The 15,124-nt window shown below is 56.0% G+C and carries 13 protein-coding genes; 7 read left to right on the top strand and 6 right to left on the bottom strand.

The window, feature by feature from the left end; all coding sequences use genetic code 11:
• Nucleotides 1-371: 371 nt before the first annotated feature.
• The 3 genes from FOV68_RS12580 to FOV68_RS12590 are packed head-to-tail and all read left to right on the top strand — an operon-like array spanning nucleotide 372 to nucleotide 5,480.
• Nucleotides 372-1,460: an efflux RND transporter periplasmic adaptor subunit gene (locus FOV68_RS12580; protein WP_033768724.1), complete on the top strand. Its 1,089-nt coding sequence runs from the start codon at nucleotides 372-374 to the stop codon at nucleotides 1,458-1,460.
• The gene (locus FOV68_RS12585) at nucleotides 1,460-4,522 is read left to right on the top strand and encodes an efflux RND transporter permease subunit (RefSeq protein ID WP_143990987.1); all 3,063 of its coding nucleotides are present in this window, start codon (nucleotides 1,460-1,462) and stop codon (nucleotides 4,520-4,522) included. The genes FOV68_RS12580 and FOV68_RS12585 overlap by 1 nt, the downstream gene beginning before the upstream one ends.
• Nucleotides 4,515-5,480 (top strand): acyltransferase family protein, encoded by a 966-nt coding sequence (locus tag FOV68_RS12590; protein WP_039387848.1) that lies wholly within the window; start codon nucleotides 4,515-4,517, stop codon nucleotides 5,478-5,480. The genes FOV68_RS12585 and FOV68_RS12590 overlap by 8 nt, the downstream gene beginning before the upstream one ends.
• On the opposite strand, the gene FOV68_RS12595 is transcribed toward FOV68_RS12590, so the two are convergent.
• The 4 genes from FOV68_RS12595 to FOV68_RS12610 all read right to left on the bottom strand — a co-directional run bounded on the left by FOV68_RS12595 (nucleotide 5,466) and on the right by FOV68_RS12610 (nucleotide 8,213).
• The gene (locus FOV68_RS12595) at nucleotides 5,466-6,158 is read right to left on the bottom strand and encodes a DJ-1/PfpI family protein (protein ID WP_143990988.1); all 693 of its coding nucleotides are present in this window, start codon (nucleotides 6,156-6,158) and stop codon (nucleotides 5,466-5,468) included. The two genes, FOV68_RS12590 and FOV68_RS12595, sit on opposite strands and share 15 nt — an antisense overlap.
• A gap of 56 nt (nucleotides 6,159-6,214) precedes the next feature.
• A complete protein-coding gene (locus tag FOV68_RS12600; RefSeq protein WP_143990989.1) occupies nucleotides 6,215-7,117 on the bottom strand; it encodes an alpha/beta hydrolase in 903 nt (300 codons plus the stop codon).
• Between the two features lie 107 nt (nucleotides 7,118-7,224).
• On the bottom strand, nucleotides 7,225-7,548 hold the full coding sequence (locus FOV68_RS12605) for an AzlD domain-containing protein (protein ID WP_010246806.1): 324 nt from the start codon (nucleotides 7,546-7,548) through the stop codon (nucleotides 7,225-7,227).
• Nucleotides 7,545-8,213 (bottom strand): AzlC family ABC transporter permease, encoded by a 669-nt coding sequence (locus tag FOV68_RS12610; RefSeq protein ID WP_010246808.1) that lies wholly within the window; start codon nucleotides 8,211-8,213, stop codon nucleotides 7,545-7,547. The genes FOV68_RS12605 and FOV68_RS12610 overlap by 4 nt, the downstream gene beginning before the upstream one ends.
• 111 nt (nucleotides 8,214-8,324) lie before the next feature.
• Here FOV68_RS12610 and FOV68_RS12615 point away from each other — a divergent pair, with 111 nt between their 5' ends.
• Nucleotides 8,325-8,873: a helix-turn-helix domain-containing protein gene (locus tag FOV68_RS12615; protein WP_143990990.1), complete on the top strand. Its 549-nt coding sequence runs from the start codon at nucleotides 8,325-8,327 to the stop codon at nucleotides 8,871-8,873.
• On the opposite strand, the gene FOV68_RS12620 is transcribed toward FOV68_RS12615, so the two are convergent.
• Complete coding sequence (locus tag FOV68_RS12620; protein ID WP_115388218.1) at nucleotides 8,874-9,212, bottom strand: ASCH domain-containing protein; 339 nt, start codon at nucleotides 9,210-9,212, stop codon at nucleotides 8,874-8,876. It abuts the gene before it with no gap.
• A 120-nt stretch (nucleotides 9,213-9,332) separates the two neighbouring features.
• Here FOV68_RS12620 and zigA point away from each other — a divergent pair, with 120 nt between their 5' ends.
• Both zigA and FOV68_RS12630 read left to right on the top strand, forming a co-directional pair.
• The gene (zigA, locus tag FOV68_RS12625; RefSeq protein WP_143990991.1) at nucleotides 9,333-10,562 is read left to right on the top strand and encodes a zinc metallochaperone GTPase ZigA; all 1,230 of its coding nucleotides are present in this window, start codon (nucleotides 9,333-9,335) and stop codon (nucleotides 10,560-10,562) included.
• A gap of 92 nt (nucleotides 10,563-10,654) precedes the next feature.
• Entirely contained in the window at nucleotides 10,655-11,833 is a 1,179-nt protein-coding gene (locus FOV68_RS12630) for an FAD-binding oxidoreductase (protein ID WP_143990992.1), read from the top strand.
• A 3-nt stretch (nucleotides 11,834-11,836) separates the two neighbouring features.
• On the opposite strand, the gene FOV68_RS12635 is transcribed toward FOV68_RS12630, so the two are convergent.
• Nucleotides 11,837-13,207: an aldehyde dehydrogenase family protein gene (locus tag FOV68_RS12635; protein ID WP_143990993.1), complete on the bottom strand. Its 1,371-nt coding sequence runs from the start codon at nucleotides 13,205-13,207 to the stop codon at nucleotides 11,837-11,839.
• Between the two features lie 459 nt (nucleotides 13,208-13,666).
• Between FOV68_RS12635 and FOV68_RS12640 the strand changes: the two genes are divergently transcribed.
• Entirely contained in the window at nucleotides 13,667-14,596 is a 930-nt protein-coding gene (locus tag FOV68_RS12640; protein WP_010246820.1) for a RepB family plasmid replication initiator protein, read from the top strand.
• Nucleotides 14,597-15,124: the final 528 nt, after the last annotated feature.

A 15,124-nucleotide genomic window follows, 5' to 3' on the forward strand; every position in this document is an offset into this window, starting at 1 on the left:
ATCTAACCTATATTATGAGAATGACAACGTTGTTTTTGTTTAGCTAAGGTTTAAGTATGCTGATGCAGTGTGCATCGGCTTATACTCTGGCTCGCAAAAGGAAACTCTGATGAAAAAACAGAGCATTATCATGCTTTGCGGTTTCGTTATTCTCGCGGTCGCCGCAACGACTCTGGTGGGCTTAGTGACCTGGCTGGTGGTCTCTCAGATGGCGGCGTAAGCCGTTTCAGGCGAAGCGGCCCTGCCGCTTCGTTAAACTTATATGACGAAGATTAAAAATAAGTTTATCCCGGTCGCGATAAGCATCAGGGTTTATTACGACTTAATGCTTATCAAACCGCAGTTTAAAAGCTGATGTTAAGGCGAAGAAAATGATTAAACGCAAGGTTATCCTCATTTTGCTCTGTTGTTTTTTTATGACAGCGTGTGATGAAAAAAAAGAACCGGATGCTCCCCCGCCCCGCGTAATTAAAGTTTTCACCCTTGAATCGGACATCGCTCAAAATATCCGGGTATTTCCTGCGCGTATTCAGGCGGGTGATAATACCGATCTTGCGTTTAAACGGGCAGGCCAGCTGGTACAGCTTGATATTCGTGACGGAACGCCCGTGAAAGCGGGACAGCTTCTCGCTACCCTGAATGATGCAGATGCGAAACTACGGGTACGCGACCGCCAGACTGCGCTGCAACTGGCGGAGCGACAATTTCAGCGCTTCAATACGCTGGCCCAGCGCAGCGCCGTTTCAAAGTCTGAGATGGATGTGCAGCGTGCTAATCGCGATGCCGCCGCGACTGCGCTGAAAATCGCACAGGAGGAGTTACAGTTTCTTAGCCTTCGCGCGCCGTTTGATGGCGTGATTGCAAGGGTACAGGCGCGTAATCATCAGGTTGTGGCCGCCGGACAGCCCATTGCGCTGCTGACCCGTGCCGATCTGCTCGACGTCATCTTTACGCTGCCCGAAACCCTCTTCACCAGCCTCGATATCCAGAATATTGACTATCAGCCTGAGGTGCAGTTTAACGCCCTGCCAGGCCGCTTTTTCACCGCACAATACAAAGAACACACCAGCCAGACGGATGCCGCCACGCTGACCTATCAGGTGGTGCTGACCATGCCGCGTCCGGCTGATCTCCCTGGCGTTGCCGGTCTCAGCGGCTCGGTGCGCGTCAGGCTGCATAACCTGCCAAATGCCCCTGCCCAGCCGCGTCTGGTCGTGCCTGCAGCAGCGGTATTTAATCCCGATCGCAGCCCCACCAATCAGCCGCACGTCTGGCTTGTTGAGCAGGATGGCGAGGCGCTGCGCATCAAAGATCGACCTGTCGAAGTGGGTCGTCTCACCGCCCAGGGCATTGAAATCATCAGCGGGCTGAAGCCGGGCGACCGTATCGTTGCCGCCGGTGTGGGTGAGTTGCGTGACGGTGAAGCGGTGCGCATCTGGCAGCGCGAGCGGGGGTTATAATGCGTATTCAGGAGCATTTTCTTGATAAACCCATTCGCATCTGGATGGTCATTCTGTTGCTGGGCGTGGGCGGAATCTATGCGCTGCTCAACATTGGCCGCCTTGAAGATCCGCTGTTTACCATTAAGTCGGCGGTGATTGTTACCCACTATCCCGGCGCGTCCGCACAGCAGGTTGAAGAGGAGGTGACGTTGCCGCTGGAGAATGCGCTGCAGCGCCTGCCGTCGCTGGACAATGTCACGTCCATTTCGGGCAATGGCCTGTCGCAGATTACCGTTAATATTCATACCCGCTATCTGGCCGATCAGCTGCCGCAAATCTGGGATGAGTTACGTCGTCGGGTCGGCGATGCGGCCCGGCAGTTCCCGCCTGGCGTTCAGGCCCCGCTGGTTAACGATGATTTCGGCGATGTTTACGGTTACTTCTTCGTCATCCACGGTAAAGACTTTACCAACAGCGAACTGCGCAACTACGCCGATCAGCTGCGGCGCGATCTGGTGCTGGTGCCGGGTGTGGCTAAAGTTGCGGTAGCGGGCGTCGAGCAGGAGGAGATCCGCATCGCTCTCTCCGCCAGCAAAATGACCGCCTATGGTATGACGCCGCAGCGCGTCGCCGATCTGCTGAGCCGGAATAACAGCGTTGCCAGTGCCGGAACGCTGCGGGTCGACAGCGAATCCATCCGTTTTCATCCCACCGGTGAACTGCAGACGCTGGACGATCTGGCTAATCTGCCGATTCTGCCCGCTGGCAACCCACAGAACGTGCATCTGCGCGATATCGCCACCCTGACGCGTGGCGTTACCGACAATCCCGCCAATATCTACTTTGCAGACGGTGAAGCGGCTCTGGCTATCGGCATTTCGTTCGCGCCCGGCGTCAATGTGATTGATGTTGGCGACGCGCTTTCCGCCCGAATGGCGCACTATCAGCAGGATACGCCCGCCGGTATCAGCCTGAAGGTGTTCTATAACCAGGCGCATGAGGTAAAACAGTCGGTTGATGGCTTTATCCTCAATTTCCTGATGGCGCTGGCGATTGTGGTGGGAACGCTGCTGCTGTTTATGGGCCTGCGCAGCGGCATGGTGATTGCCGCCTCGCTGGCGCTTAACGTGCTTGGCACACTCCTGATCATGTACCTGTTTAAACTTGAGCTGCAGCGGGTGTCGCTGGGCGCGCTGATTATTTCGCTCAGCATGCTGGTGGACAATGCCATTGTGGTGGTCGAAGGGGTCAAAATCGATCACCAGCGCGGGCACCCTTTACAGCAGGCCATTGACCGTATGGTCCGGCGCACTGCCCTGCCGCTGCTGGGTGCCACGGTGATTGCAATTCTCGCCTTTGCACCGATTGGCCTGTCGCAGGATTCGACCGGCGAATACTGTAAATCGCTGTTCCAGGTGCTGCTGATTTCATTGATGCTGAGCTGGGTCACGGCGCTGACCTTAACGCCGGTATTTATCAACTGGGGTGAGAAGCGCCGCAGCACGGCTCAGCCTGAGCAAACCGAACCCTCCGTACCTTATCAGGGCATCGTATTCCGGCTCTATCGTCAGGCGCTGGGCGGCCTGCTGCGTTTCCGCCTGACCACGCTGACGGTAATGGTGGCACTGCTGGCTCTGTCGCTGTATGGCTTTACCCTGGTAAAGCAGAACTTTTTCCCCTCCTCCAGCACGCCGGTCTTTCTCACCGATCTCTGGCTGCCCTATGGCACCGATATTCATTACACCGCCAATACGGCGGCGGATATTGCCCGTTTCATTAACCAGGATCCTGAGGTCGCAGCCACGGTCACGACGGTGGGCCAGGGCGCTCTGCGCTTTACCCTGACCTATGACGCGGCACGGCAGTACAGCAACTTCGCTCAGATTATGGTGCGGGTTAAGGATGGCCGACAGCTTGATGCGCTGGCGCTGAAAACCGAGGCGTATATTGAGCAGAACTTCCCGCAGGTGAATCAGCGCATCAAACGTATCCAGTTTGGCAGCGCCAGTGACAGCGCCATTGCTCTGCGGGTGATCGGCCCCGATCCCGAAGTGCTGCGCCACATCGGCAGCCAGCTGGATGCCATTTTCCTGGCGGATGGCTCGACGTTCCCGGTGCGCAACGACTGGCAGGAGCGCAGCAAAGTGATCCGCCCGGTCTATTCGGCGCTGCGTGGTCAGGAACTGGGTATCGATAAACGTGACATCGATCAGGCGCTGAGAATGAATTTCAGCGGTGACGCGGTGGGCATTTTCCGTGACGGTTCCCGGCTGATGCCGGTGATGCTCTACCCGGCTGATGAAGAGCGGCAGAGTGTCGATCACATCGAGAACATTCAGCTGTGGAGCGCCGCCCTGCAGCACTTTGTCCCACTGAGCAATGTGATTTCTGACTTCCGGCTGGAGTGGGAGAATCCGCTGATTATGCGCCGCGATCGTACGCGCGTGCTGACCGTACAGACCGATCCCGATCCTGCCTCAGGGTTAACCTCCGCACAGGTGGTAGCGCGGGTTCAGCCACAGATCGATCAGCTTAAACTCCCGGCGGGTTACCGGCTTGAATGGGGAGGTGAGCTGGAGAGTTCACGTGAAGCGCAAAGCGGGCTGCTGAGTTCGCTGCCGGTAGGATTCCTGGCGATGTTCATCATTACCGTGCTGATGTTTAACTCGCTGCGCGACGCCGTCGCTATCTGGATTACCGTGCCGCTGGCGCTGATTGGCGTCACCTGTGGCTTTTTGTTCACCGGTATTCCGTTTGGCTTTATGGCGCTGATTGGGCTGCTGAGCCTGTCGGGCATGCTGATCCGTAACGGGATCGTGCTGATTGAGGAAATCAGGCTGTTCCGGCAGGAGAAATCGCTGCAGCTGGCGATTATTGATGCCGCGACCTCACGTCTGCGTCCTATTCTGCTGACCGCCTTCACCACGGTGCTGGGCCTGCTGCCGCTGCTGCGCGACGTCTTTTTCCAGAGCATGGCGGTGGTCATTATTTTTGGCCTGGGGTTCGCGACAGTATTGACCCTGCTGGTGCTGCCGGTCATCTATCGTTGCTTCCATGGCCGGGAGGCGCGCGGTGAATAAGAGCGGACTGGCAATGCTGAAGACGCTGGCCTGTATCACCGCCGTCTCGTTTTTCACGCTTTACCAGAGCTACGACAGCTACCATTACGACATCAATCTGACGCTGAACGTGCTGAGCTTTGTTTCGACAATCGCCACGCCGCTCTATTTTCTGCTCAGCGGTTATATCGACGCCGGTGAGCGGCATACGCCCGCGTGGCAGCTCGGCAAAATTCGCCGCATTCTGCTGATTTTTATCTTCTGGTTCAGCTTTTTCTGGTTTGCCGGGATGCATCATAAGGGCTATCTGATTCAGCCGTGGTTTGTAATTGCGCTGATTGTGATTTATGTGTCACATCCGCTGATTGACCGACTCATTCAGCGGCCTGGCCTGATGGCATCGGGGATTTTACTGCTGCTGGTGTTAGCTTTTGCCTATGACCTGCTCGCCAGCCTCTACCCGGGCCAGCGGGCCTTTTCGCTGCTGCCGCAATACCGAATCTGGACCTGGGTGCTCTACTACCTCACGGGTCGGCTGATGGCCGCGCCGCGCGTGATGCAGTTGCTGACATCACCCAGAGTGATAAAGATCAGCCTGCTGCTGCTGCCCGCGGTTTATCTCTTTACCTGGCTGTATGAGCGTCATTACTTTCTTGCGCGCTTTCTGGCCACCCATAACGATGTGGTGCTGACGGGCTCGCAGGTTTATCTGCTGGTGGTGCTGATTGTGATCAGCATTAACGCCATTCGCCTGCCGGAAAAAGTCCAGTGGCTGACGCCGTTTCTGACGACCCTGGGGAAGACCATGACCGGCGTCTATATCCTGCACTATCTGATTTTTGGCCTGCTGGCGGCGGCAATCCGCATCCAGACGCTGGGCGATAAACTGCTGGTCATCGCCCTGACGTTAATCTTCTCAATGGCGCTGTCACTGCTGCTGTTGCGCATCCCCGGCGTCAGTAAGCTAATCAGCCTGTAGTCGCCGTGCGGCTCGTTCGGTTGCCGCACGGCGAGTGGCAAGAAACTCAGCCATTTTCGCCCGCGCCTGCTCCACTTCCTGTGATGGTGCGGTATGCGGCGAACCGCTGGTAAACGGCGGTTCAGGATCATATTCCATCTGCAGCTGAACCGATTTCACTACCGCGTCACCCGAAATTTCTGCCACCAGCGTCAGGGCAAAATCGATGCCAGAGGTCACGCCTGCGCCGCTGATACGATTGCGGTCGCGCACCACCCGCTGACTGACCGGCTCCGCGCCCAGCAGTGCCAGCTGATCGATGGAACTCCAGTGCGAGGTCGCACGATATCCCTTTAGCAATCCGGCGGCCCCCAGCACCAGCGAACCGGTACAGACCGACGTAACCCACTTCGCCTGAACGGCCTGCTGGCGAAGGAAATTCAGCGTGACGTCATCCGACATCAGGGCGATCTGTCCCGGCCCGCCAGGCACACAGATCACATCCAGTGGCGGGCAATCTGCAAACGTAGTGGTCGGCAATATCGCCAGACCACGATCGGAACGCACGGGATGGCGAGCTTTCCAGATGAGATGGCATTCGACATCAGGCGTGCGCGCAAACACCTCCCACGGGCCGGTTAAGTCGAGCTGAGTGACATCAGGGAACAGCAAAAGACCAATCTGTAGCGGACGATTCATGCGTGAACTCCGGGCAGGTGATGAAACGCCATCATGCCGCGATGCCCGGTCAGATATCAATCCCGGCTACCGGAAACTATTTTCAGCGTATCCACCAGCGATGAGGGTAATATCTGGCCGTGACTCTGTCCGGGATAACGCGACAGAATCAGTCTGGCACCGCTCGGGCGAAGGATGTCAGTAAGCGCACGCTCTTCCTGCTGAAGATCGTCAGAGTGGCCGGTTCGGCGTTCGGTGATGCCATCACTCTCCATCAGATAGAGCGACAGATATTTAAGCGGGCTAGCCTCAGCGCGTCGTGCCAGGGTAAGAATGCGCTGATGATTCCAGCTCAGCGAGGGAGCAGCCGAAAAGTAATGGCTGAACCAGGCGGCATGAAAGAAGGTATCCAGCACGAACAGTCCGCCGTAGGAGTGACCCCAGAGCGCACGCCGCTGCGGATTACTGGGCGCAAGGTGTTCTGCCCACGGGACAATTGTGTTCAGCAGCAGCTGACGAAACTGATGGCTCCCTCCACCTTTGCGGCCCTGAGGCTGAGTGACCAGAGTATCAGGCGCATCATTGGGTGGGGTGTAGTCGTAATTACGCGCCGCCACATCAAAGGGCAAATGGGTGTCGTAACCCACCGCTACCAGCACCGGCGGCGTGCCGCTGCTCATTTTTTTCAGCAGAGGTTCTGTCAAATGTGCCATCGCCGCATTGCCATCCAGTAGCCAGAGCACCGGATAGCCGCCTGGCGGCGCATCGCTTTTGGGGATAGCAAGCCACACACGATAGTGCCGTTCCCCATCCTGTGAGACAAACATTTTACTCTGGAAGCGATACCAGGCGGAGCCTGTGTCGGCGATGTTCCTGCCCAGCGGACGCATATCGGGTCGGGCAATGGCCGGAACCGCGGTTAAACCGACTGTTATCACAGTCAGCAGCATCAGGAGGAAACAGGTAAGGACAGTGTTCATTCAGCAATCCCTGCAAGGTTATCGGGCTAATCACGCCTGAGAGAGTGCCATCCTGACAAATTTTCACCGCGATAACATCCCCGCTTTTGCCGGGGTTAATGACATCCTCAGGGCACGCCGAGAAAACGCAACAGCGCCGTCATTGCCGCCGCCCCCAGAATAATCATAATCAGCGGCGCCCGACGCCACGCCAGCAACAGGGCAAAGCCTACACCCGCCACCCGTGCCACACCGGCAAAATGCTGACCTTCAAACAGCGTGGTGGTGGCCGCTACCGCCAGCAGCAATATCGTGGCGGCGTCGGAGAGCATCTGCTGGGTACGCTCGCTGATCGGCAGTCGGTTTCCCAGCCTGACGCCTGCAAACCGCATCAGATAGGTTCCGGCCGCCAGCAGGGCAATCCCGGCGATAATCATTCCCTGATGTGTCATTTGCGCGATCTCCATGTCAGCAGGCCCAGCAGTGAAAACAGCACCGGCATGCCCGCCGGAACCAGTGGCGTCGCCAGCAAGGAGAGCAGCGCGCCGACGGTCGCGGGGATCCGGGTGCGTCGCTGGCGCAGCGCCGGGAAGATCAGGGCGATCAGGATCGCAGGAAACACCGCATCCAGTCCGATCACCGAGACATCAGGAATAAACTGCCCGATTGCTGCCCCGATCATGACGCTGACCGGCCATATCAAGCCGATACCGATACCGCACAACCAGTAAGCGCTGCGGCGTTGCGCCAGTTGCGGCTGAGAGATGCCAAACACCACACTTTCGTCGTTCATGATGTGACAGCCCAGCCAGCCTGACGGACCCTGCCCCACCAGATCCTTGACGGCGATGCCAAACGGCAAATGACGTGCATTTACCAGCAGGCCCGCTGCGGCGGCGGTAAATGGACTGCCGCCACCGGCCACAATGCCGATAAACAGGAACTCCGACGCCCCTGCCAGCACCAGCGTTGAGAGCGCCAGCGGCACCCAGAGCGGAAACCCGTCGGCCGACGCCAGGGAGCCATAGGATAAACCAACAATTCCATCAGCCAGGCAGACCAGAAAAATCGCTTTGATCACCCCTTTGTCCAGCAACTGCATTTGCGGAAAAAGCATCACTCTGTCTCATAATGAACATATAATCCGATATAATGAACATCGCGACAGCGTTTTACAAGATGAACGTTATGTTCGATATAAAAAACATTCAGGTTATCAGGAGTGCGTTTGAATACCCCTATCAGCATTATTGCCAATGCCTTAGTACGTGAACGTCAGCGAGCCGGTCTTTCACTGGCTGAAGTGGCGCGCCGCGCAGGGATCGCCAAATCTACGCTGTCACAGCTGGAAGCGGGTAATGGCAATCCGGGCATTGAAACCCTGTGGTCGCTTTGCGTAACGCTGAACATTCCATTTTCACGTCTGCTGGAGCCGGATGCGCGTCGTCTGCAGGTGATTCGGCGTGGAGATGGCCTGACGGTTACCGCCGATCTGGCCGATTATCAGGCCGTTTTGCTGGCCTCCTGCCCGCCCGGCGTTCGGCGTGATATCTATCTGCTGGAAGTTCAGCCCGGCAGCGAACGCATTTCCCAGCCCCATATCCCCAATACCATTGAGCATATTATTATCGCTAAAGGGCGTGCGCTGGTGGGCCCGGTCGACAGTGCGGTGGAGCTGGATGTGGGTGATTACATTACCTATCCGGGCGATGAGCTGCATATCTTTCGGGCGCTTGAAGCCGATACGATGGCGCTGCTGGTGATTGAGCACAGCTGATCACGGTTTAGTGAGCTTCTGCAGGGTTTCTGCGGGCGTGAGGTGAGTGATCAGCTGCACCTCACTGCTCAGCCTGATCTCCGGATAGTGCTCGCGCATCCCTTCCAGCAGCACCGCATCTGGCCATTCCTCCTGTTTCCCCTGCGTCGCGGCGACTTCGCTTAATCGCAGCGTGTCGACCTGCGTCACCCACACGATTACCGCGTCCGTTTCATCCTGCTGATTCACCAGTCTCAGCGGACCCATGGTGATATCGCCCTCCTGCCAGCGAATCGTCGAGATTTTCTCTCCGCACCTGACGGCTGGCATCAGACGCGGGACAAGCGTGAGTTGTTGCATTTCCACTCCCTTTTAAAACGCTCATTGATACCCGAAACAAAAACACAAATCCGGATTGAAAACAAACTCATTAATGTTATGTTATAACATATCTCTAATCGCGTTTTCACAGGTAACACCATGACACTCTCTGCTCTGACATCCGACGATCTCCGTCTACCGGTTGCCGTTCTCTCCGGCTTTCTCGGTGCCGGTAAAACTACCCTGCTTAATCATATTCTGAACAACCGCGAAGGACGGCGGATCGCGGTGATCGTCAATGATATGTCTGAAATTAATATTGACGCTGCGCTGGTACGCGATGGTGGCGCGCAGCTCTCCCGCACCGATGAAAAGCTGGTCGAAATGAGTAACGGCTGCATCTGCTGCACGTTGCGTGAAGATCTGCTTCTGGAGGTAAAACGTCTGGCTCAGGCCGGGCGTTTCGATCACCTGGTGATTGAGTCTACCGGCATTTCTGAACCGCTGCCGGTCGCCGAAACGTTTACGTTTGAAGATGAAGGGGGTGAAAGTCTGTCAGCCTATGCCCGGCTGGACAGTATGATCACCGTGGTCGATGGCTTCAACTTCCTGCGCGATTATCGTTCAGCCGATGATCTGCAGTCACGTGGCGAATCGCTGGGCGCACAGGATGAGCGCTCAGTGGTTGATCTGCTGGTGGATCAGATTGAGTTTTGTGATTTGCTGGTGCTGAACAAAACGGACCTGCTCAGCCCGGCGCAGCTGCACCAGTTGAAGAGCATGCTGCAGGCGCTTAATCCGCACGCGCTTATTGTGAACAGTGAGTTTGGGCAGGTTCCGCTGGACTGCCTGCTGAATACCGGCCGGTTTGATTTTGACCGGGCAGCGCAGGCACCCGGCTGGCTGCAGACCCTGCGCGGTGAGCATCTGCCGGAATCGGAGGAGTATGGCATTCGTAACTTTGTCTATCGGGCCCGTCGTCCGTTCCATCCGCAGCGTTTCTGGCATGCAATAAACCACCAGCTTGATAACGTGATCCGCTCTAAAGGCTACTTCTGGCTGGCCAGTCGGCCGGAATATGCCGCGATGTGGTCGCAGGCGGGCGCAGTGGCACGTCAGGGTTATGCCGGGCGCTGGTGGGTCAGCGTGCCGCGAACTGAATGGCCACAGGATGCGGATTCGCTCAACTTTATCGCTGAACAGTGGCAGGAAGGTACCGGCGATGCACGCCAGGAGCTGGTGTTTATCGGCATTGAGATGGACGAGAAGAGCGTCCGTGCCGCACTGGATCATGCGCTGCTGACACCACAGGAGATGGCTGCGGGGCCTGAACAGTGGATCACCCTGGCCGATCCGGTGCCCGCATGGTTCGATGAAACCACCGCCTGACGCTGCGGTTGACGTACTTCTTTGACTTCGCAATAGTAAACGAACCGGCGGGTAGCAGTTTTCCACTAATCCCTGTTCAGGAGAGACCAGATATGCCACAACGTATTGCCGTAATCGGTGCAGGCGTGCTGGGTTTAGCCGTCGCGCAGTCATTGTCGCGACGGGGCGCACAGGTCACCGTCTTCGATAAAAACTATCCTGGCAGCGGAACCAGTCAGATCAGCTATGCCTGGGTCAATGCCAACGGCAAAGAACCCACCAGCTACCATGATCTTAATGCCCATGCGATAGACGAGCACAAGCGCTGGCAGACCAGCCATCCTGCATCGCCCCGATGGCTGCTGGAAACCGGCACGCTGGAGTGGGCAGCCGATGAATCATCCCTGCGCCAGCTGGCGCAGCGCGCAGCAAAGCTTACGACGCTCGATTACCCTGTAGAGAAGCGTAGCCGCGCCGCGTTACTGGGTACAATGCCCGAGTTGCGGCTCGATCCCCGCGTTCAGCACGCCTGGTCTTTCCCGTCGGAGTGTCTGCTTTATCCGAGCCTGTTTATCGCCTCTCTGCTGGCTGACCTGCGTGCCAGTGGCGGGCAGCTGGTCTGCAACAATGAAGTGACGACGCTGACTGAATCGGCGCAGGATGTCCATCTTACGCTGGCCAGTGGGGATGAATGGCGCGGCGATCAGCTGGTGCTGGCAACCGGTCGCTGGGCGCCGGAACTGATAAGTCAGTGCGGGCTTGAACTGGCGATGACCGATGCGAACCGCGCCGATCCCGTTGCCTGCAGTTTTCTGGCGCAGACCCAGCCTCTGCCGATCCCACTTAAATGCAATCTGATTACCCCGGAACTGAATGTACGGCCGGATGGCGGTGGCCGTCTGATGCTGCAGGCGCTGGATCTGGATCAGCATGCCGATCCAGCGCGGCCAGTCTCGCCGGATGGACTGATTGGCAAAGAGATGCTGCGTCGATTGCGGCGGCTGTTTAAAAACACGGAAGGTGCGAGAATTGAGCGGATTGAAACAGGACAGCGGTCGCGTCCGTCAGATGGCTTGCCGGCATTAGGCTACATCAGCGAGTCAGCACGCGTTTATCTGATGGTCAGCCATAGCGGCATGACCCTTGCCCCATTGCTGGGCAGGCTGGTGGCTGAGGAGATGCTGAGCGGCACAGCGTCACCAATGCTGAGTGCGTTTGCACCGCATCGGTTGCTGCGTCCGCTCAGTGCAGTCGCTAAAACAGCGCCCGCTTATCTTCCGTCGGCACAGTAAACACTAGCGACGATTCTTCCACACGGTCTGCACGTTACAGAATTCGTGCACACCAAAGTGCGACAGCTCACGGCCGTAACCGCTTTTCTTCACACCACCAATGGTAACGCGCGGATCGGACGCGCCGTTGCCATTAATAAACACAGCACCGACTTCCAGCTGCAGCGCCAGACGATCGGCAATTTCTTCATTACCGCTCCAGACGGTGGCGCTGAGGCCAAATTCGCTGTCGTTGGCGATCTCCAGCGCATGTTGTGGATCCCTGGCGACCGCAATAGCGGCTACCGGGCCAAACAGCTCCTGCCTGAACGCGGTCATGTCGCTGGTGACATCAGCGAGGATGGTCGGTGCGTAGTAGTTACCCTGCCCTGCCACTTTCTCGCCGCCCAGTACCAGACGTGCACCTTCTCGCAGCGTGGCTTTTACCTGTCCATCCAGTTCGTCACGCAGATCGGCGCGTGCCATCGGGCCCAGGAAGGTGTTTTCATCCAGCGGATCGCCCATGGTGAGTGCCTGGACCGCGGCAGTGAAGCGTTTTTCAAATTCTTCAGCGATCGGAGCTTCCACAATGAAGCGTTTGGCAGCCATACAAACCTGCCCGGTATTCTGGAAACGTCCAATAACGGCTGATTTAACCGCTTCATCAAGATCGGCATCCGCCAGCACGATAAAGGGATCGGATCCACCCAGTTCCAGCACGGTTTTCTTAAGTGCTGCGCCCGCCTGTGCAGCGATCGCGGCGCCAGCCCGGACACTTCCGGTAACGGCAACGGCGGCAATGCGGTCATCTTTGATGGCTACGGAGACACCGTCGTTATCAACGTTGATCAGGTTAAAGCCGCCAGCAGGCAGATCGGTTGCCCTGAACAGCTCAGCCATCAGTGTGGCGCTTCCCATGACGTTAGGCGCGTGTTTGAGCAGATAGGTGTTGCCTGCCAGCAACATACTCACTGCGCCCCGCAGAACCTGCCACAGGGGGAAATTCCATGGCATCACAGCCAGGATCACCCCGATGGGACGGAATCGCTGCCACGCATCGGCAATCTGAGTGGGCTGATCGGCCAGCATTGCAGGGCCATGTTCCGCATACCAGTCGCATAAGTTAGCGCATTTCAGAACTTCAGCGCGTGCCTGTGCAATGGGTTTACCCATCTCCAGGGTGATCATGCGGGAAAGATCCTGCTCACGCAGACGGATCTGTTCGCCAAGCTGACGCAATACGCGAACGCGGTCCGTCATGGTGCTGTGTTTCCATGCTGCAAAAGCAGATGCGCTTTCAATCAGTGTCTGTTCCAGCTCTGCACTGTTCTGCAAAGGATAGCGTGCCAGAATTTCACCAGTTGTGGGGTTACGTGATAGGGCATGTTCAGTCATGGTGCCGTTTTCCTCATTCTGTCAGTGATGGAGAGACGATACGCGCTGTAGTTGATGATGAAAAATGAATAATAGTGAGGAAGTTGTTTATCAATTGAGAATGAATGCTGCTATGGCTGATTAGCCTGTCAGGCATTGGGCAGATTGCGGGCCAGTTTTTGCTGATGGTCAGCACGTCTTAAAATGATGTCACGCCTTAAGTTTTCCACTTATACAGTGACCAGATCCTAATAAACGATCCTTAATAGATCATATAGAGATCCTAAGAGATCCCCGATCGTCGCAGGCCGCACCCCACAAGGGCTGAAAGGGTGATCGCGTTCACTATAATCAGTAAAGTGTTCACTGTAATCAGTACTTTATTCACTGTACCAGGTAGAATGTTCACTGTAAACAGTGCTAATGTTCACTGTAGTCAGAAAACGATCCCTTTCATCCACAGAATGAAGATCTTACGCCATGGCAGATAAAGACAACGAAAACAAAGCGTTACTTGAACCTTTTCTGTCAGTGACAAAAAACAGTGGTGAAGTTATTCAGCTTCATCCCAACAAGAATAATACCGTTCAGCCTGTCGCTTTAATGCGTCTTGGGCTGTTCGTGCCGACGCTGAAATCTACTGCACGCGGTAAATCCGGTGCTATGGCATCAACGGATGCGACGAAAGAGCTGAAGAATCTGACGCTGGTGAAAGCGGAAGGCTACGAAAAGATTACCATTACCGGCGCGCGGCTGGATATGGATAACGATTTCAAAACCTGGGCAGGTATTATTCAATCTTTTTCCCGCTATCCGACCAAGGGCGATACCGTCACGCTGCCGTTTATCGACTTTGTGAAGATGTGTGGCATTCCCTCTGCCAACTCTTCAGCCGCCCTGCGTAAGCGTCTTGATGCCTCTCTGCGCCGCATAGCGACCAATACGCTCTCCTTTGAAGGTAACGGTAAGGCCTATCATACCCACCTTGTTCAGTCTGCTTATTACGATCGCGAAAAAGATATTGTGCGCATCCAGGCCGACCCCAAGCTGTTCGAACTCTATAACTTCGACCACAAGGTCCTGCTTCAGCTCCGTGCGATATCCCGTCTGAAGCGTAAAGAGTCTGCACAGGCGCTTTACACCTTCCTGGAGAGCCTGCCAACCAATCCGGCGCCTATCTCGCTTGCACGCCTGCGTATGCGCCTGAACCTCGGCTCTAAGACCACCACGCAGAACCATGTCGTACGGCGCGCGATGGAGCAGCTGAAAGAGATCGGTTATCTGGATTACTCAGAAGTGAAGCGTGGACGCTCAGTCTTTTTTATTATCCACAGCCGTACGCCTAAGCTTGATGGCATCAGTAATCTGGAGAGCATCGATTCGCTGGATGAGATCGAGTTTGATGATTAACCCCTCACGTTCACTGTAATCAGTATTCCTGCGTGGCAGTGTCACTTTTTGCGTTACCGGTGACATTGCGCCATCTGCACTTCGTTCACTGTAATCAGTATTCTCCAGGCATTCACTGAGATCAGTAACGTTCACTGTAATCAGTATCCGGGCCGCTGCGCAAAAGTGTTTTCATCCCCCTCTCCCTTCGGCGTGCAATATTATAAGGCTTTGTAAGTAAGTTAGTACTTACTCTCGTACTGGTTAGCACTCACTTATACCGGCTTTACTGATTACAGTGAATGCCCTGAATCCGGTTGGCTAAGCCCCTTTCTGCTGATTACAGTGAATCCTTTATACTGACTATAGTGAATGCCCTTGCTCTGCCCTGTTCTCAAAGAGCATTACCGGCTGAACAGCAAATCAGGGTCTGATGCGCTTTACCGTGATGGGTCTGTTCAGCGTGTATCAGATGATACTTATGACCAGAGGGACCAGAAGGAGCAGAAGGAGCAGAAGGAGCAGAAGGAGCAGAAGGAGCAGAAGGAG

It is taken from the genome of Pantoea sp. paga, from assembly GCF_007558755.1.
In the GTDB taxonomy this organism is placed as follows: domain Bacteria; phylum Pseudomonadota; class Gammaproteobacteria; order Enterobacterales; family Enterobacteriaceae; genus Pantoea; species Pantoea agglomerans.